Source organism: Meridianimarinicoccus roseus, from assembly GCF_003172915.1.
GTDB classification, from domain to species: Bacteria; Pseudomonadota; Alphaproteobacteria; order Rhodobacterales; family Rhodobacteraceae; genus Meridianimarinicoccus; species Meridianimarinicoccus roseus.
The window spans coordinates 47341-66042 of sequence record NZ_QGKU01000006.1; the positions used below are offsets into that span (position 1 = coordinate 47341).

Here is an 18702-nt window from a genome sequence, read left to right on the forward strand (position 1 = left end):
CGCGCGCTCCTCAATACCGGAAGAGGCGGGAGGCGATCAGGCGTCCGCCAAGGGTGATTGTCTTGGTAATCACGTAGAAGATCACGGCGGCGATGGCGAACAGCTCGAACGTGCGGAAGGTCAGCGCGTTCAGATCCTGCGTGACACCGTAAAGGTCGCTGTTCATGCCCACCGTCACCCCGAGCGAGGTCATCAAGATGGCCCATACCATCTGGTTCGTCATCGGCAGGAACGAGATGCGCAGCATCTGCGGCATGACGATATAGCGGAAGGCTTGTATCTGGCTCATGCCGAGCGACCGGCCTGCGCGCGACTGCGTGTCGGGTATCGCCTTCAGCGCGCCGCGGAAATTCTCGGTCAGGTAGCCAGCGTTGTTGAACGTGATGCCGACAAGAATGGATGCGAACGGACTGAGATAGAGCCCGAAACTGGCGACGCCGAAATGCGCCATGTAGATCTGGAACAGCGCGGGTGTGTTGCGGGCGATCTCGACCCAGGTCGTGGCAACGGCCATAAGCGGGCGCGAGCCCGACAGCCGCAGGACCGTCAGCAGGATTGCAAGCGCGATCCCCAGCGCCATGGACAGGACCGCGATCTGCATGGTGACCACGGCCCCGTCCAGCATCCGCGGCAAGCGGGCCATCGCCTGCCCCCATTGGAAGGTGTAATCGAACATGTGGTGTCGCGTCCGTTGCGGTGAATGAAAACGGCGGCGCGGCAGTGTCCGCGCCGCCGGGCAGAATGGCGGTCGATCAGCGGTGCGCGTTGGGGATGGTCAGGCGCGGCACCTCGCCGCCGACCCACTTCTCGTAAAGCTCCTCATAGCGGCCGGTGCGGATCTGCTGGTTCACGAACAGGTCGAGGTAGTTCAGCAGCCCGTATTCGTCGCGGCGCGCGAACAGCGCGACATAGTCGGTGTCGAACGGCGCGAAGCCGACGACTTGGATGTTCTCGAAATTGCCGGACTGCACGTTGGCCTGCGCCACGGTGGAGGTGGACACGGTGGCATCAAGCTGCCCCTGGCTGAGAGCGAGGAACACGTCGGCCTGCGTCTGGTACGGACGGAACGTGCCCTCGCCCCATTCGTTGACCTGCGCTTCCAGCGCGATCGCTTCGTAGGTGCCGGCCACGGCGCCAACGGTGAAGCCCTTCATTCCCTCGTACGAGGAAATACCGGTGCCGGTGTTCGCGGTGACCGCCATCTCGAACGCGAAATAGGGGATCGAGAAGCCGACGGTCTTCGCCCGCTCCAGCGTGTCCGAGGTGGATGCGACGCCCACATCCACGCGGCCGGACATCAGCGCCGGGATCCGTTCGGGGAAGGGGGTTTCCACGATCTCGGCCTCGACCCCAAGCGCGGCGGCGAGGTCGCGGCAGTAATCCACGTCGAAGCCGATCGGTTCGTTGTTCTCGTCGCGCATGCCCATGGGCGGGAAGTCCAGCACCACGGCGCAGCGCAGCGTGCCCGAGGCCATGATGTCGTCGAGCTTGTCCGCCTGCGCCGTTCCGGCGATGCCGACAAGGCCCGCCAGTGCGGCGAGCAGAGTGAGTTTCTTCATTGGAGTGACCTCTCTGTTGATTCTGATTCGAGCATGGGGCCGCTGGTTCTTTTTTGCAATAATTTTCCTATAAGAAAAATGCTGGCACATCAGGAAAAATGTCGCTAAGCCCGCTGCACGTGCAGGCGCCCGCCCGTTCAAGCCGTGCCGACGCGGCGGAAGGGCTGGCCGAGGCCCTGAGCGCGGCCTGGCAAGGGACCGGCAGCGCAGTACGACGACCGGGACGGACCCGGATAGGAAAGGATACGCCATGACCTTCACTCCCCACGGCCAACATCTGATCGGCGGCACTTGGACAGGCGCTGCGCAGACCGTCACCTCGACGCCGGCGCAGGGGCCCGGCCATTCTGTCAGTGTCGGCACGCCCGAGCTTGTGGCGAAGGCCGCCGCCGCCGCTGAAGAGGCATTCTGGGATTACGGCTACGGTACGCGTCAGGGCCGTGCCGCCTTCCTGACCGCCATCGCCGACGAGATCGACGCGCGTGGCGCCGAGATCACTGATATCGGAACGCGCGAGACTGGTCTGCCGCCGGCGCGCTTGGAGGGCGAGCGCGGGCGCACCACCGGTCAGCTTCGCCTGTTCGCGCAGCACGTGGCGGCAGGCGATTACCTTGACCGGCGGCACGACCCGGCGCTGCCGGACAGAGCGCCGCTGCCCCGGCCCGACCTGCGGATGATGCAGCGCCCGGTCGGTCCGGTCGCGGTCTTCGGTGCGTCGAACTTCCCGCTGGCCTTCTCGACCGCGGGCGGTGATACGGCGGCGGCGCTGGCGGCGGGCTGCCCGGTCATCGTGAAGGGCCATGAAGCACATCCCGGTACCGGTGAGATCGTGGCCGAGGCGGTTCTGGCCGCGATCCGGTCCTGCGGGGTCCCGGCAGGCGTGTTCTCGTTCGTGCAGGGCGGCAGCCGTGATGTCGGGCAGGCGCTGGTGCAGCACCCGCTGGTGCGCGCGGTCGGCTTTACGGGCTCGCTGGCCGGGGGGCGGGCGCTGTTCGACCTGTGCGTCGCGCGTCCAGATCCGATCCCTTTCTACGGAGAGCTTGGATCGGTGAACCCGATGTTTCTGCTCCCCGGTGCGCTGGCCGCACGGGCGGAGGATCTAGGCCGCGGCTGGGCCGGGTCGCTTACGATGGGGGCGGGGCAGTTCTGCACCAATCCCGGTATTGTCGTTGTCACGGACGGCACTGATGCCGAGGCATTCGTTCAGGCGGCGCTGGATGCGCTTGGAGAGACCGGACCGCAGGTGATGCTGACCGACGGCATCGCGGAGGCCTATGCCGACGGCGCGGCGACGCTGGGTAAACAGGCCGGGGTGCAGTCGGTGCTTACGTCGGTCTGCGACCGTCGCGAGGCACGACCATTCCTGTTCCGGGTCGCTGCGCGGGACTGGTTGGCCAACCACGCGCTGTCAGAAGAGGTGTTCGGCCCGCTCGGGCTGGTTGTCGTAGCGCAGGACGCTGACGAGATGGACGCGGTGGCGCGCAGCCTGGACGGGCAGTTGACCGCGACGTTGCACATGGACGAAGGCGGGAAGGACGCTGCGCTGGCGCAACGCCTCCTGCCGGTGTTGGAACGCAAGGCCGGGCGAGTGCTGGCCAACGGCTTTCCCACCGGTGTGGAGGTCTGCGACAGCATGGTGCATGGCGGGCCTTACCCGGCCTCCACCAATTTCGGCGCGACCTCGGTCGGCACGCTGTCGATCCGGCGTTTCCTGCGCCCGGTCTGCTACCAGAACATCCCGTCGGCGCTTCTGCCGGTCGATCTGGCCTGACGCGGGCAGTCCTTCGCCCCCGCGGCGGTCAGCCGCGGTAGGGGCGGATGCGGTCGGCGGAGAGGGCATAGCCCACCTCCGCCAGCTGGGTCGAGGACGACGCGCTGCCGAACATGCCGGTGACGGTGACCGCTTCGAACAGCCCGTCCGATTCATAGGGCCGTTCTGTGGTCACCAGCACCAGCTGGTTCGGCGGTGGCGGCGGCACGTGCACGCAGGCGCCCACATAGGGTACAAGCAGGAAAGCTGTCAGCCCGGTGCCCGAGAAGTCCAGCGGCACAATGAAGCCCGACAGCCGCACCGTTTGACCGTTCCAGTCCGTGCGCACGCCGCTGGACGGCGGTTGCAGGCTGGCAAGCGGGGCGGCGCCATGCTCCACAAGGCCCTGGAGCGCGGGGGGCAGACCGACTTCGCCCTCTGGCACGAGATCGCTCCAGTCCAGATCGACCGGGTTGTCCGCGCGCGCGGGCGCTGTGCCCAATCCGAAAAACGCGGCCAGCCCGAGACAGGCGACGCGGCGCGACAGGTCAGGCGTCACCATTCATAGACCTCAATACGTTCTGCGGTGATCTGGTAGCCGATCTCGGCGATGGCGGTGGATTGCAGCCGGGCGGCCAGCCGACCAGACACCCATACAGCGTCCCACAGCATGTCGCCGGGCCAGGGCGTCTCTGTCGTAACGAACACAAGCTGGTTGGGCGGCGGGGGCGGCACATGAATGCAGGCCCCGACATAAGGCACCAGCACGAAGCTGGTCACGCCCTCCGCACCGATGTCGAGCGGAATGATGTAGCCGGGCAGCTTGACCGACGCCCCGTCGAGCGCGGTGTTGAGCCGCGTTGCGTTCTCGTCGAAGATCGGGTTCCATGTGTCGTTCTGCTCGTCGATCTCGCCTTCGCCGATGATCTCGGCATAGGGCACGCCGGGTGGGATCAGGTCGTCCCAGGTGATTTCCCGAAACGGAGTGGCGAGCGCCGCGCGCGGAAGCGCGGCACCCGCGGCTGCCAGCAGCCCGAAGGCCCGGCGCGAAAGGCGCGTGCGGCGTATCATATCCGCACCATCATGCCATCGGCGAGCGACATGCGATAGGCCCGTAGCGCCGGGAGCAAGCTGGCCAGGGCCGCCCCGCCGATCACACTTGCGAGAACCCAAACCTCGCGGGCACTTGGCGGGTCGATCGGCAGCCAGATGCCGAAGCTTGCGTCGATCCACGGCCGCGCCATCGCCAGCGCGCCGTAGAGCAGAGCCATCCCCAGCAACGCGCCAAGCGCGGCCATCAGCGCCGCTTCCAGCACCAGCAGACCTAGGATCGTCACGGGCCTTGCGCCCATGGCGCGCCAGATCGCCATTTCTCGCCGCCGTTCGTTCAGGCTCGACAGGATCATCGCCATCATGCCAAGGAGCGCGGTCACGACGACCATCGCAGACACCGCCACCAGCGCCGTTTCCGCGACACCAACGATTTGCCACAATTCCTGAAGTGCGACGCCGGGCAGGACCGCCAGAAGCGGCTCTTCGGGGTAGGTATTGATCCAGCGTTGCAAGCCGAAGATCTGCAGGCGCGACTCTGTGCCGACCAGGGCGGCGGTGATCGCTGTCGGGGTCAGGTCCATTTCGCGGATCGCCTCCACTGGGGTCCGGCGTCCGGGAACCTGCGCGCCGCCCTGCCAATCGACATGGATCGCCTCGATCGCCTCGAGGCTTACGATCACGGTACGGTCCACCGGCGTACCGGTTCGCGCGACGATCCCGGCCACCCGGAACGGCTGGTCGGCATGGTCGGTGAACGAGGCCAGCCCGTGCGACACGACGATTGGATCGCCCACGGAATAGCCCAGCGTCGCCGCTACGTCGGCCCCGATCACCGCGTCGTAGAGATCATCCAGCCCGTGGCCCTGCGCCATCTCGAGCGCGCGGCCGCCGCGGTACCTGTAGCGTTCGAAGAAGGCCTGCGTGGTGCCCATCACGCGGAACTGCCGGTGGCTGTCGCCCAGTGAGATCGGCACGATCCAGTCCACCTCGGGCCGCGCCGCGATGTCGAGATAGCTTTCCCAAGTGACGTTGTTGGTGGCATTGCCGATCCGGAACACGGAATACAGCAGCAACTGCACTGAACCGGACCGCGCTCCGACGATCAGGTCGGTTCCCGAAATGGTGTCGGCGAAACTGTCGCGCGCGCCTGTGCGGACCTTTTCCACTCCCACGAACAGCCCGACCGACAGCGCGATGGCGAGCACGGTCATTCCGACCGTGAGGCCCCGCGCCAGCAGGGATCCGATGGCGAGCCGCAGGATCATGCCGCGACCCCGCGCGCTGTCGCAGCGATTTCGTCCAGCCGCAGCACGCGGTCGAAGCGTGCGCCGAGCCGGTCGTCATGGCTGACCATCAGCAGCGAGGATCCGGCCGTCGCCGCCTGGTCGAACAGCAGCCCGAGAAATACGTCTTGCGCCGCGGCATCAAGCGCCGATGTCGGCTCGTCCGCGACGATCAGGGGCGGCTGGCCGATCAGCGCGCGCGCGACCGCGACGCGCTGCTGCTGGCCGACGCTCAAGCGCCCGGCGGGCATCGCCATCACGCCGTCGGGCAGGGTCAGTGCGGCACACAGGCGCGCGGCCTCGGCCCGTGCGCCGCCCGCGCCTGCGTTGGTGGCCCGCGCGCGCCTTGCTGGCGCGAAGCGCAGCGGCAGCAGGATGTTGTCGGCCACGCTTGCATAGGGCAACAGGTTGAACTGTTGGAAGATCAGGCCGAAGTGTTCTGCCCTGAAGCCGTCTCGTGCGCCGCTGCGCAGCGCGCCGAGATCGGTGCCGCCCACGCTTACTTTGCCGGCATCGGCGGTGACGATCCCGCAAGCCAGAGACAGGAAGGTGGACTTGCCCGACCCGCTCGGCCCGAGCAGCAGCAGGCGTTCGCCTTGCGCCAGCCGGAAGTCCGGGCAGGACAGCGTGAAGCCGCCCCGCCCGGGCCATGTGAACCGCACATCACTCAGCGTGAGGGCCGCGTCGGTCATCGTCACTCCAGCGTCAGTTCCGGCGCATCTCGCACGATCTCGGTCGCGCCAGCAAGCGTGCCGGTGACGAACTGCGCCTCTATCTCGCGGGCGTTCCCGAAGCTCTCGAAGAAAGGGAAACCGATAGTCGTCAGGTCTTCGGGATGCTCGCAGGCGAAGATGTAACGTGCATGGAACTCGCTGTGCCCGGCGCTGTCCTTGTGGTCCTCGCCATGAGCATTTTGCTCATGCTCATGCTCATGCTCATGCTCATGATTGTGGGCTGCTTCCTCGGCATGGTCATGGTGTTCGCCTTCTTCGTGCTCGAGACCTCCAGTGTGCAGATGGGCCAGAACTTCGGTCAGCCGACATTCCGCCGCGTTGGGGAGAGTGACGATGTTCTCGGGTAGAAGCATGGTGCGGATCGCCGCCTCTACGGCATCCTTGTCCGCATCGGTGCTCGCTTCGTACTCGAAGCCGACGATGTCCATGCCGGGCGAGTGCAGGTTCATCTCGACGACGCTGCCCTCCACGGCAAGTTCGAGCGTGCTGACGCCGTGGACATGGGCCTCCAGCTGGCGGGTGTCCTGTGCGAGACCGGCAACGGGAACAAGGGCGCAGGCGGCAAGCGTGGCGGACAGGGTCGGCACAAGTCCGGCGGGGGTGATACGTGTCATCTAGGGTCCTTTCAGATCGCGCCCCGCAGATCTGCCTGAGGCGGACGCCGTGATCAGGGCTGGGGCATGGCGGCGGCGTCGGGGCAGTGGGAGTGGAAGAGGAAGTGAGAGCGGACTGGCCCTGTCGCATGGGCCGTATTGGCGTTGTCGGTTCTTCCGGTGCGCGATTCCCCCTTTTGGATTGGAGACGCACACTTGTTATCGTATAACATATCATTCCGCAACGGCGTCATCGTTGATTCAGGGCACGCCTTTTTTGCTGCGTCATGCGGGCAGCCGGGCCCTCGCGCGGATGCGGGACGGTACTGATCTGGATCGGAGCCTGTATGGCCGAAGCCTTCGGAACCGTTCAGTCGGCGGGAAACCACATGGTGACGGTGGTGCCGACGCCGTCGCGGGTGTCGATGGTCAGGTTCCCATCGGACTGGCGGCAATAGCCCAGCACCATCGACAAGCCCAGACCGGACCCTTCGCCCAGCTTCTTGGTGCTGAAGAAAGGTTCGGTGACATGGGTCAGCAGGTCGGGCGCGATGCCGGTACCGGTGTCGCTGACCGCAACCGTGATGTAGGAACCCGCGTCCAGCGGTTCGCCATCGGCGAAGCGCGGCATGTCCGCGTCGTTCAGGATCGCACGCGCAAGCCGGACCCGCACGATGCCGCCCTCGGGCATGGCGTCGCGGGCGTTCAGCAGCAGGTTCAGAAGTGCCTGCCGCAGCGCTGTCGCATCGAGGGTGGCCGCGAGGCCCGGCTGGGCGACGTCCAGTTCGGCCGTCACGCCCGGCATGGCGATCCGGCGGAACATGTCCAGTGTCTGCTGCGCCACGTCGTCGATGTTGCACAGGCCGGGCGACAGTTGCGACTGCCGCCCGTAGGCAAGAAGCTGGCGGGTCAGATGGGTGCCATCCGCAACGGCTGTGGTTGCATCCTGCACGGTATCGGACGCAAAGGCTTCGGGATGGGTCCGTTCGAGGTGCTTCAGGTTCCCACCAATCACGTTCAGCAGGTTGTTGAAATCATGCGCCACGCCACCGACCAGTCGACCCAGGGTGTCCATCCGCTGGGTCCGCGCAAGATCCACTTCGTTCTTGAGGCGGCGGGTCTCGCTGCGCATCAGATCCGCCTCGGCCTGTAGTGTCTGCGCTTCGGCGGCGCGCGTGCGCCGTTCGGCTTCGTTGTTGACCCGCGCGAAATACAGCACGGCGGCGCTGATCGTGGCGATCTGCGCGAAGGCGAGGACCGACAGGCGAAAGTCCGAACTGACAAAGTTCAGATCCGTTGCCCACAGCGCCAGTCTGAACAGGATTATGGTCGTGACCACCACGACCGGCAGCATCCGGCGGGCCATCTTGCTGCCTGGGCCCTGTTCGGCAAGGATCATGACCCAGGTGCCGCGCGCGTTTCCGCACAGCATCGCCGCGAACAATGCAGCGAGGCACAGCGCGGTATGCAGCGCCATGGAGGTGTAGATGTGGTTGTTCCAAATCGAGGCGGCATTGATCACGTAAGCGATCAGCGGGATCGACATCAGACTGAGCAGGACCGTGTTAGTATGGACGCGCAGGCGACGTGTCCAGGCCTTCGGGCTAAGGTCGAGGATCAGCACGACCGCCAGCCCGACAAGCCCCAAGCGCGTGGCGAAGGACATGGCGTCACCGGGTTGCGACCCGAGAGACAGATCGCCGACAAAGGCTTCGGCGATCAACACTGCAAGCACCAGAAGTCCAAACACAAAAGAAAGACGCCGGTCGAGGCGAAGGACGTGCGCAAGCACACCGAGACCACCGAAAAGCAGCCCCAGCGCGCTTGACGGGACCATCGCCGGAAAGCTTGGGTGAAGCCGGACGACGACTTCGAAATGCCCCAGCCAACCGGCGACCAGGACAATTGCAGCGACCAGCGTCGCAGCCGCCGCGAGGATCAGGGCGATACGGTTCAGTCGCCTTGTTTCGGCATATCCGCTAATACCTGGAGCGGCGTCGGCCTTCGGCCGCGCGACTGACGCCACATCAGGTGAATCGGCACGCGTGGGCTTAATCTGCATGGCGTCTTTGTTGGCTAAGTATCATCCAAAAAGTCTGGTCACGGCGAACTGAAGGCGCGCGCCAGTAGATGAACTAGCATGCGAAGAAAATGTTTCTTTGTGTGCTGCCGAAAAAGCAAATGCCGTTTCAGTGATGGGACGGCACGTCGCACCCTGGAACAGGGGGCGCGTGGGGGTTCAGCCGAAACGGCCGCCGCGCTCCAGAACCTCGATCTGATAACCGTCAGGATCGGCGACAAAGAAGAACCGCGCGATCGTCGTGCCACCGGGCGCGAAGTCCACGATCTTCCGAGGTGCGAGTCCCTCGGCCTCGAACCGCGCGTGTTCGGTTTCCAGGTCCTCCACAACGACAGCGAGATGGCCGTACCCGTCTCCCATCTCGTAGGGGTCGGTGCGCCCCTTGTTGACGGTCAGTTCCACTTCGAAGGGGCTTTCATCGTTGCGCATGTAGACAAGTGTGAATGTGTCGAAATCCAGCCGGTCCGCCACCGTCAGCCCGAACGCGCGGTTGTAGAAATCGACCGACCGCGCCTCGTCCAGGACGCGGATCATGCTGTGGATTGTCTTGGCCATGTTGCCCTCTCCCTGATTGTGTCGCGCCATCCAGCGCAAAAGGCGCGCCCGCTGGGCAGCAGGCGCATTCGAAGCGTGCTCCGCCTGCCGTGCGGCGATCATGCGCTGGCCGACCCTTGCGCCCGCGCCGCGCCAGACAAGGCACCTGCGGCGCAGCAGCAAGGTAAAGCTGCCCGGGTTCGCCCTGCCAGTCAAACCCCTCGGACTGCGGCGGCGAGGCGAGTTGCGGCACTGGTTTGCCGTCCTCGGCGACCCGTCCGAGGATCGTCCCGGACGGCCGCTCCTGACGGATGCTGGTCCTTTGCCCGTTCATCCGCACCATCCGTATTTCCGCCTGTGATGCCGTCCGGATCCTGTCCGGCGAGCAGCCGACACATGATGCGTGTCTGCGCTGCGCCGGGCGCGCCCCTTTTCGTTCGGAGGTTGCATGGAAAAGCGTAGCGCAGGGGGCCGCTGCAGCCAAAGGGCAAATCCTTGCCACGGTGGGGTCAGGCCGGAACGGCGCGGTGATCGTCCCCCACCGGAGCGAGATGCAGCCGCTCGGGTTGCTGCCCGACCGGCAGGATCGGGCTTTGCGGATCGTCGGCGTCCTGCAGGCGTACCGGACGCGCGCGGGACGGGTCGGGCACCGGCACCGCCGACAGCAGCCGCCGCGTGTAGGGGTGCGCGGGGCTGCGGAGCACCGCATCGCGGGTGCCTTCCTCGACGACCTGACCGAGCCGCATCACCATCACCCGGTCCGCGACCTGGTCGATTACCGCCATGTCGTGGCTGATGAACAGGTAGGACAGCCCGTCCTCGTCCTGAAGTTCCTGCAGAAGGTCCAGCACTTGCGCCTGCACGGACACGTCCAGCGCCGAAACGCTTTCGTCGGCCACGATGATCCGTGGCGACACGGCCAGCGCGCGTGCGATGCAGATGCGCTGGCGCTGCCCGCCCGAGAATTCATGCGGGTAGCGGCCCATCATGTCGGGCGACAGGCCGACCCTCCGGAACAGCCACGCAATCCTGTCAGTGCGGGCCGACCCGGATTCCAGCCCGTGCACGTCCAGCGGCTCGCCCACCTGTTCGCCAACCGTCATCCGTGCATCCAGAGATGCGCCAGGATCCTGGAACACCATCTGCAATTGACGGCGCACTGTTTTCAGCCCCGTGGGACCAAGTCCGCGCGTTTCTCTGCCCAGCACCCTGACGGACCCCGTCCACGGCACCAGCCCCAGCAGCGCCTTGCCGATCGTGGACTTGCCGCAGCCGGACTCCCCGACCAGCGCCAGCGTCTCGCCCGGCTGGATGTCGAAGCTTACGCCTTCGACCGCGTGTACGCGCGCGATGGTTCTGTTCAGAAGCCCGCCTTTCACGTCGAAGCGGACGCAAAGGTCGCGCACTTCCAGCACAGGCGGTTCGCTGGCGCGCGCAGGGCGCAGAGGCGCGTCGCCAAGGCGCGGCACAGCGGCCAGCAATTCGCGTGCATAGTCGGATTTCGGCGCGGCGAACAGTGCGCCCACCGCCGCGGCTTCCACCGCCCGGCCGTGGCGCAGCACGACGACCCGGTCGGCCATTTCGGCGACCACGCCCATGTCGTGGGTGATCATGAGGATCGCGGTGCCGCGTTCGCGCTGCAAAACGCGCAGCAGATCGAGGATCTCGGCCTGCACAGTCACGTCGAGCGCGGTTGTCGGTTCGTCCGCGATGATTATGTCCGGCGCGCAGGCCAGCGCGATCGCAATGACCACGCGCTGGCGCATCCCGCCTGACAGTTCGTGCGGGTACTGTCTTAGCCGCCGCTGCGGTTCTGTCAGACGCACCGCAGTCAGCAACTCCAGCGCGCGGACTGGGGCCTCGGCGCGCGAACAGGCGCCGTGTTCCAGCAGCGTCTCGATGATCTGCGCCTGAACCGTCATCAGCGGATTGAGCGAGGTCATCGGTTCCTGGAAGATCATGGCGATGCGCGCGGTGCGCACCTTGCGGTAGCCCGCGTCCGAAAGGCGCGTCAGTTCCGTCTCGCCCAGCCGGACGGAGCCGTCGGTGATCCGTGCCATCGGTTTCGGCAGCAGACCCATGATCGCAAGTGCCGTCATCGACTTGCCCGACCCGCTTTCGCCCGCAAGGCATAGCGTCTCGCCCGGCATCAGATCGAAGGACAGCCCTGCCAGCACGGTCTTCGCGCCGTCCGGTGTGGCGACCTGCACGGTCAGATCGCGCACGGAAAGAACCGGGCAGGTCCCGCCCGGTTCCATGGCATCGGGCAGGCTCATTCGAAGACCACGTTGGGGAAGTAGAAGCTGACGACCCAGTTCGGCTGGTCGACGATCTCGGAAATCCGCAGATCGCCGCAGACCGAACACAGCAGGTAGGCATCTTCCGCCGACATGCCCTTGGTGCGGCAAAGGAAGTCGATCATGCCTGAAACGGCGTCGCGCGCAGCCTGCATCATGTCGGGCCCGATGCCGGTTGTCGCCTCGTATCCCTTGGCATCGAGATGCCGGGTGACCGGGCCCGGCGTCGAGAACCGCGGGAAGGCCAGAGATTCGCCTTTCACCACGTCCAGCGTCACCTCCACGTTCATCGGGCTTTCAATGGCGGTGCCGCAGACCTCGCCGTCGCCCTGTGCCGCGTGTGTATCACCGATGGAAAAGAGTGCGCCCTCGACCTCGACCGGCAGATAGAGCGTGGTGCCCGCCGCAAGATCCCGAATGTCGAGATTGCCGCCCATCCGCCGGGGCGGGACGACGGAATGAAGCCCCGCTTCGGCGGGCGCGAGCCCGATCGTGCCGGCGAAGGGTTTCAGGGGCACTTTGGCCAGATCGCCATAGAGCGATGGAGCAAGACTGTCCGGGTCGTAATCCCAGACCTTCAGGTAGGGGTCGGTAAACTGGTCGGCCAGCAGCCCGAAGCCGGGGATGTTCGCCGTCCAGCCGAAGCCTGACGGATGGAACGCCTCGATCCGGATCTTCAGCACGTCGCCCGGCTTGGCGCCGTCCACGTAGATCGGCCCGGTGACGGGATTGATCTTGCCGAAGTCGAGATCGGGAACATCGGCCGTCGTGCTGGTGCGGGTCAGTTGCCCGCCCGAACTGTCGAGGCATTCGAAATGCAGCCGCGAGCCGGGCGCAACCGTCTGCACGGGCGCGAACGAATTGTCCCAGCCGTGATGATGGTGCGCACCGTGAATGGTGTAGTCGCAGTTGGTGCACATGGCGTTCAAGCTCCTGTCGGTTGGATCAGGTCCCAGCGGTTGCCGAACGGATCGCGGAAAGCGGCGACCTTTGCTTTGGGCTCATGCCGGGTGTCCTCTTCGAAGATCGCGCCGACGCGGGAAAGGCGGCGCGGTCATGGTCCATGTCATTGCTATGCAGAAAAAAGGCGACCCGACCCCCGGTCTGGGTGCCGATGGCCGAGCGCTGCGTGTCGGTAGCGGCCTTCGCTGGCAGAGGCGCCAGCCCCAGGCGCCGGGTCGCACGACGACCCAGCGCTTGTCCGGCTCGGCGGGCAGATCCTCGATCAGTTCGAAGCTCGTCCCGCCGACGAGGACTTCGAGGGCGGCGTCGTAATCCGGCACCACGAAGGGGACGAGCGCAAGCGCCCGATTTCCGGCGACCCCGCCCTGCACGGGTTACTCCGCCTCGGTGGAGTAGATGTAGTCGTAGTTGACCGGGATATGTACCGGGTCCACGAACAGCGAGGCGTCACCGGCGATCGCATCCGACGTCAGTGTGAAGCGCTGTTCGTTGAACACAGGCACCCAGGGCGCATCAGCCATCACGTCGAGGTAGATTTGCCGCCAGGCCGCCTCGCGCGCCTCTGCGTTTTCGGGCCCGGTCATCGCGTCGGCCTCGGCCGCGCGGGCGTCGAGCGCCTCGTTGCAGTACCACGACCAGTTCCAGCCTCCTGGCACCGCGCCGGCGCAGCCGAGGATCGGCCCGTAGAAGTTTGACGGGTCGGGGAAGTCCGCGATCCAGGCCATGCCACCCGACCAGATCATCGGTGCCTGGTCCTTCTCGCCGCCCGCGGCGATGACATTGGCCTGCGCGAGGTTGCGGATCTCGACAGTGATGCCGATTTCGGACAGGTCCTGCTGGATCGCCTGCGCAATGCGTGGGTTGGGATCGACGTTCATGACGTAAAGCTCGGTCGTGAACCCGTCGGGAAAGCCTGCATCGGCCAGCATCTGGCGCGCGCCCTCGGGGTCGAACGGGTAGCCCTCGTAGTCCTCGGCGTAGCCCGGCATGGTCGGCGGCAGCGGCTGGTTGGCGGGTACCGCACGGCCGTTGATGATGCGCACGATCCGATCCTTGTTGACCGCCATGTTCACCGCCTTGCGCACGTCAAGGTTGTCGAACGGTGCCATTTCGGTGTTCAGCGTGATGTAGCCGGTGTGAAGTTGCCCGCCCTCGATCACGTTGTCGGCCTGTGCCGGGTCGTTCATGACCTGCAAGAACTGCGCGGGCGGGATTCCGTCACCGGGTACATCGGCCTGGCCCTGCTGGAGCCGCAGCAACGCGACGGTCGGCTCCAGACCGATCTCGAAGGTCACCTGGTCCAGCTTGGGCACGCCCGCGCGGTGATACCCGTCGAACCGTTCAAAGACGAGCCGCTGGCCCGGCGTCCATTCGGCCAGCGTAAACGCGCCGGACCCGACCGGGTCACGCCCGAAATCCTCGCCCTTCTCGTCAACGGCTTCCTTTGGAACGATGGAGGCGAAGTTCAGTGCCATGACATGCCCGAAGGTCGCGTCGGGCCGGCTGAGCGTGATGCGCACGGTCTTGTCGTTTACCACCTCGATGCCGGACAGCCCTTCGCCTTCGCCCGCGTTCCAAGTGTCGAAGCCGTCGATCATGCCGAAGAAGCCCGCGCCGGGGCTGCGGGTCTCGGGGTTGGTGACACGCTCCAGGGAATACTTGACGTCTGCGGCGGTAATCTCGCGGCCGTTGTGGAAGCTGATCCCGTCCTTCAGCGTGAAGGTGTGGACAAGCCCGTCGCCCGAGATGTCATAGCTTGCGGCCAATTCGTTGCGCAGCGTCGTTGTGCCGGGCTCGTAGCCCATCAGCCCGTCGAACAGCGATTTGATCATGGACCAGTTCTGCCAGTCATAGCCGATCGCGGGGTCCAGCGTCGCCACATCGTCCTTGTAGGTCACGATCATGGACCCGCCCTGCGGCGCGTCCTCGTCGACCTGGGCCAGTGCCGGAAACGCGCAGAGCGCGAGCGTCGAGGCACCGGTCAGCAGTAACTTTCTCATGGGTTCGTCTCCTGTTGGTTACTTGGTCTTGATGCGGGGATCGATGAGCGGCGCGACAAGGTCGGCCAGCAGGTTGCCCAGCACGATGGCAGTCGCGGACACCATGGTGACGCCCATGATGACCGGGATGTCCACGCGCTGGATCGCCTGCCACGCAAGCTGGCCGATCCCGGGCCAGCCGAAGACGCTTTCGACGACGACGATGCCGGACATGAAAAGTCCGATGTCGATGCCGATCATGGCGATGATGGGAAGTATCGCGTTGGGCAGCACGTGACGCAGGATGATGCGCCCCTTCGAAAGGCCCTTGGCGGCGGCGGTACGCACGAAATCCTGGCGAAGCACCTCGATCATCGAGGACCGCATCATCCTGCTGTACCAGCCCGCGCCAAGGAACCCGAGCGTCAGCGCGGGCAGGACCAGGTGCGCGAAGGTGCCGTAACCGCCGATCGGGAACCAGCCCAGTTGCACCGCGAAGACGTAGAGCAGAAGGATGCCGATCACGAATTGTGGCGCCGAGATCGACACGAAGCTGAAGATCATCAGCGTGTGGTCCACCGGTCGGTTGCGGCGCAGCGCGGCGATGATGCCGATGGTCAGCCCGATCAGAAGTTCCGTGACGATGGCCGCCAGCATCAGCAGCAGCGATGCGGGCAGCCGGGAAGCGATGAGTTCTGACACCTCGGCGCGTTGCAAGTAGCTGCGGCCCATGTCGCCCTGAAACAGGTTCCAAAGGTAACGGCCATACTGCACGAAAAGCGGGTCGTTCAGGCCAAGCTGGTCGCGGATGTTGGCCACGGTCTCGGCCGTGGCGCTGCGTCCGGCGATCTGGCGCGCGGGGTCCGCGGGCAGCAGATAGAGCAGCACGAAGGTCACCAGCGTGATCCCGAGAAGAATCAGTGCGCTTTCGAGCAGGCGCCTCAGGACATAGCTGTGCATCAGTGCCGACCCTTCAGTGTGGGATCGAGAATGTCGCGCAGCGCGTCACCGACGAGGTTGAAAGCAAGAGCCAGCAGAACGATGGCGGCGCCCGGAATGAAGACCAGCCAGGGCGCGGTGGAGAAATAGGTCTGGTTCTCGAAGATGATATTGCCCCAGGACGGGGTCGGCGGCTGCACCCCCACGCCGAGGAAGGACAGCGTCGCCTCCAGCAGAACGGTGGTCGAGATCCCGAGAGTGCCGAACACCATGATGGAAGAGGATAGATGCGGCAGCAGATGCGCGAACAGGATGCGCAGGTGCCCCGACCCCATCGCGCGCTGAACCTGGATAAAGTCGCGTTCGGCAAGGCTGCGGGTTTCAGTGTAGATCACGCGCGCCATCTGCACCCAGTTCACCATGGCGATTACCAACGCCACGATCAGCAGCGACGGCTGGAAGATCGCCGCCAGCACGATGGCCAGCAGCAGCGCGGGAAACGCCATCATCAGGTCGGTGAAGCGCATCAGAACTGCGCCGACCCATCCGCCGAAATAGCCCGCCGTCACGCCGATCCCCGCGCCAAGCGCGATTGCGATGCCGTTGGCCAGCACGCCGATGATCAGCGAGGTGCGCGTGCCCAGGATCAGCCTTGAGGCCAGATCGCGTCCAAGCAGATCGGTGCCAAGCGGAAACTCTCCGCCCGGCGGCAGCGGCGCGCCGGTCAAAGACAGCCCGTCGAAGCTCTGCTCGAACGGGTCATGCGGCATTAGCAGCGGTGCGAAGACCGCTGCGAGCACCATCAGCACGATCACGGCGAAGCCGAAGGCCGCTCGCGGGCGGCGCAGCAATTCGCGCAGCACGGCCAGCACGCGGGCCCGGCGGGTGCGCCCTGGCGGGGCGGTGTCGGCGGCGGCAGGGGTCATGCGTGGCCTGCGCGGCCTGGCGCAGCGGTATCGAGGTAACGGCGCGCCGCGTCCTCCAGCGGCAGCCGTTCGACCATCGCGAAGGCGCGCAGCTTCTTCAACGCTGTCGCCTCGTCGATGCCGCTTTCGGTCATCAGCCGCAGCACTGCGCGGACAACGTCCAGCCGCATCGCCGCGCGGCGGGCAAGGTCAGCCTCCCGGTCAGTGGTGGCCTTGCGGCGGTGTTGCTGGGCGAAGGCGATGACCAGCGCGGAATAGAGATTGCCCAAAGCCCCCAGCGGCAGGAAGGCGTCGATTCCGAACTCGATGGCCCAGCCAAGGCGCCCCGGGCTTTCCGACCCGATCAGGCCGACCACCGGCATCGGTGCGTGCCCCGCTTCCCAGGGGAACTGCGAATCCTCTGCGCGATCGATGTCGACGATGGCCAGACCGGCGTGTCGGTCCTCTTCCTCCAGCGCAGGCCAGCGCCCTTCGGCGGCCACGCCCAGCACGTCAAGGCGTCGGACGATCGCGGCGCGCACATCGGCCGACGGATGCAGGATGGCGGCGGTCATGCCGGTGAAGTTGTGGGTCAGCATCATTTCACGATCCTCAGCGGACGGGGGTCGGGCAGGGTGCGCGGTGCGCCGGACAGCTGCGTCAGGTAGGGGTCTGCGGCCACCGGACCGGGCGCGGAGTGCAGGATTTCGAAGCGCCGCCCGGAAATCCGTGCGACGTGCGGTGTCAGCGACGCGTGCCGGGTTGTCGGATCGATCCGGATCTCGCCCAGCACGGTGCGGTGCGGGCGGGCGCTGGCGGCCCGGAACACCTGCCGAGGATCGTCGGTCCCGGCCTCGGCGATCGCTTCGGCCAGAAGGCGCACGCTGGCATAGGTGGTGGCAAGAAAGGATGACACCCGTCCGTTGGGCGAGGCCGCCTGCGCAGCCTTGCGGAAGGCGGGCGGGCCCAAAGGTTCGAAATAGCTGCCCGCCGCCACAAGTCCGTCGCCATGCGCGCCCAGCGTGTCGAGATCGGCCTCGGACTGGTTGCACGACACCACCAGTGGCCGTCCCGACTCCAGCGCGGAAAGCTGCGCGAGAAAGGCCGCGTTGGATGGGCCGATCAGCGAGTTGACCACCACGTCCGGCCCGCCGTCGGCGATTTCCTGCATGGCGAGCGCGCAGTCGGTGCTGCCGAGAGGGACATATCGTTCGCCAAGGATCTCGATGCCTAGCAAGGCCAGTTGTTCGCGCGCGAGGCGCAAGGTTTCCCAGCCCCAGACATAGTTCGACCCCAGGAGGTAGGCCCGGCGCACGCCCGTCCCTGCAAGATGCCGCACCAGCGGGATCATGTGATGGTTGGGCGCCGCGCCCATATAGACCACGTGATCGTTGATCTCGAAGCCTTCGTAGGGGCAGGGATACCATAGCAGCGCCCCGTGCCGCTCAAGCACCGGGATCAGGTCCTTGCGGCTCCAGGAGGTGATCGCGCCGACGATGTGGCGTACCCGCCCGCGACTCAGAAGATCTTCCGACATTTCCTCATAGGCTTCCGGACGTCCCGCCGGATCGCGCTCCACCGCGGTGATCCGGACCACGCCCTCACGCGCCAGATCGGCGATCGCCAGCGCAGCCCCTGCGCGTGCCGCTTGTCCTAGGGCAGCATAGGGGCCAGTTGTGGAAAAGATCAGGCCGAGGTCGAAATTCATTGCGCCGTCCCTTCGCGCAGGGGGTCCAGAAACGAAAAAGCCCCGCCGCCCGGAACTGGGCGTGCGAGGCTCGATTGCCATGCCGGGCCGTGGTGCCTAGCGTTTGTTCCAGCGATACACGGCCTGCCCGGCGTGTCGAGTCCAAATGAGATCAGGCGTGCGCCTTGCCGCTGCTGCCTGTTTCGTGTGCGGGTTTGGCGCCTTTGCGCCGAAAAACGCCGCAAAGGCCCCGCAATTGCGACCGCGTGGCCTTGTCGCAGGGCAATCTGCGCATCCGTCACAAAATCATGCTGCAAATGCAGCATGATGAGGTTGCCACGAATGG

Annotated in this window: 17 protein-coding genes; 1 reads left to right on the top strand and 16 read right to left on the bottom strand. The window is 65.9% G+C overall.

The window, feature by feature from the left end:
- Positions 1 to 10: 10 nt before the first annotated feature.
- Together DKT77_RS02090 and DKT77_RS02095 are read right to left on the bottom strand one after the other, a co-directional pair.
- On the bottom strand, positions 11 to 676 hold the full coding sequence (locus DKT77_RS02090; RefSeq protein ID WP_109810092.1) for an amino acid ABC transporter permease: 666 nt from the start codon (positions 674 to 676) through the stop codon (positions 11 to 13).
- Positions 677 to 752: 76 nt separating this feature from the next.
- Entirely contained in the window at positions 753 to 1559 is an 807-nt protein-coding gene (locus DKT77_RS02095) for an ABC transporter substrate-binding protein (protein WP_109810093.1), read from the bottom strand.
- A gap of 250 nt (positions 1560 to 1809) precedes the next feature.
- Between DKT77_RS02095 and DKT77_RS02100 the strand changes: the two genes are divergently transcribed.
- A complete protein-coding gene (locus DKT77_RS02100) occupies positions 1810 to 3330 on the top strand; it encodes an aldehyde dehydrogenase (NADP(+)) (protein ID WP_109810094.1) in 1521 nt (506 codons plus the stop codon).
- A 28-nt stretch (positions 3331 to 3358) separates the two neighbouring features.
- On the opposite strand, the gene DKT77_RS02105 is transcribed toward DKT77_RS02100, so the two are convergent.
- The 14 genes from DKT77_RS02105 to DKT77_RS02175 form a co-directional block, all read right to left on the bottom strand.
- Positions 3359 to 3871 (bottom strand): DUF3299 domain-containing protein, encoded by a 513-nt coding sequence (locus DKT77_RS02105; protein WP_109810095.1) that lies wholly within the window; start codon positions 3869 to 3871, stop codon positions 3359 to 3361.
- Entirely contained in the window at positions 3865 to 4380 is a 516-nt protein-coding gene (locus tag DKT77_RS02110) for a DUF3299 domain-containing protein (protein ID WP_109810096.1), read from the bottom strand. The genes DKT77_RS02105 and DKT77_RS02110 overlap by 7 nt, the downstream gene beginning before the upstream one ends.
- Positions 4377 to 5627 (bottom strand): ABC transporter permease, encoded by a 1251-nt coding sequence (locus tag DKT77_RS02115; protein ID WP_109810097.1) that lies wholly within the window; start codon positions 5625 to 5627, stop codon positions 4377 to 4379. Before DKT77_RS02115 ends, DKT77_RS02110 begins: the two co-directional genes overlap by 4 nt.
- Entirely contained in the window at positions 5624 to 6337 is a 714-nt protein-coding gene (locus tag DKT77_RS02120) for an ABC transporter ATP-binding protein (RefSeq protein WP_109810098.1), read from the bottom strand. Before DKT77_RS02120 ends, DKT77_RS02115 begins: the two co-directional genes overlap by 4 nt.
- A 2-nt stretch (positions 6338 to 6339) precedes the next feature.
- A complete protein-coding gene (gene zrgA / locus DKT77_RS02125; protein ID WP_109810099.1) occupies positions 6340 to 6993 on the bottom strand; it encodes a zinc uptake protein ZrgA in 654 nt (217 codons plus the stop codon).
- Positions 6994 to 7342: 349 nt separating this feature from the next.
- A complete protein-coding gene (locus DKT77_RS02130; protein ID WP_109810100.1) occupies positions 7343 to 9034 on the bottom strand; it encodes an ATP-binding protein in 1692 nt (563 codons plus the stop codon).
- A 177-nt stretch (positions 9035 to 9211) separates the two neighbouring features.
- A complete protein-coding gene (locus DKT77_RS02135) occupies positions 9212 to 9607 on the bottom strand; it encodes a VOC family protein (RefSeq protein WP_109810125.1) in 396 nt (131 codons plus the stop codon).
- Positions 9608 to 10095: 488 nt separating this feature from the next.
- Positions 10096 to 11862 (bottom strand): ABC transporter ATP-binding protein, encoded by a 1767-nt coding sequence (locus DKT77_RS02140; protein ID WP_238547627.1) that lies wholly within the window; start codon positions 11860 to 11862, stop codon positions 10096 to 10098.
- Positions 11859 to 12803 carry an acetamidase/formamidase family protein gene (locus DKT77_RS02145; protein ID WP_109810102.1) on the bottom strand — a complete coding sequence of 315 codons (945 nt, stop codon included), beginning with the start codon at positions 12801 to 12803 and terminating at the stop codon, positions 11859 to 11861. The genes DKT77_RS02140 and DKT77_RS02145 overlap by 4 nt, the downstream gene beginning before the upstream one ends.
- Positions 12804 to 13220: 417 nt before the next feature.
- A complete protein-coding gene (locus DKT77_RS02155; protein ID WP_109810103.1) occupies positions 13221 to 14846 on the bottom strand; it encodes an ABC transporter substrate-binding protein in 1626 nt (541 codons plus the stop codon).
- 18 nt (positions 14847 to 14864) lie between these two features.
- Positions 14865 to 15785, bottom strand: a complete 921-nt coding sequence (locus tag DKT77_RS02160; protein WP_109810104.1) for an ABC transporter permease — start codon at positions 15783 to 15785, stop codon at positions 14865 to 14867.
- Positions 15785 to 16690, bottom strand: coding sequence for an ABC transporter permease (locus DKT77_RS02165; protein WP_109810105.1), 906 nt, complete (start codon positions 16688 to 16690; stop codon positions 15785 to 15787). The genes DKT77_RS02160 and DKT77_RS02165 overlap by 1 nt, the downstream gene beginning before the upstream one ends.
- Positions 16687 to 17271 carry an ANTAR domain-containing response regulator gene (locus DKT77_RS02170; RefSeq protein WP_109810106.1) on the bottom strand — a complete coding sequence of 195 codons (585 nt, stop codon included), beginning with the start codon at positions 17269 to 17271 and terminating at the stop codon, positions 16687 to 16689. The genes DKT77_RS02165 and DKT77_RS02170 overlap by 4 nt, the downstream gene beginning before the upstream one ends.
- Positions 17268 to 18377, bottom strand: coding sequence for a transporter substrate-binding protein (locus DKT77_RS02175; protein ID WP_238547628.1), 1110 nt, complete (start codon positions 18375 to 18377; stop codon positions 17268 to 17270). The genes DKT77_RS02170 and DKT77_RS02175 overlap by 4 nt, the downstream gene beginning before the upstream one ends.
- Positions 18378 to 18702 lie beyond the last annotated feature (325 nt).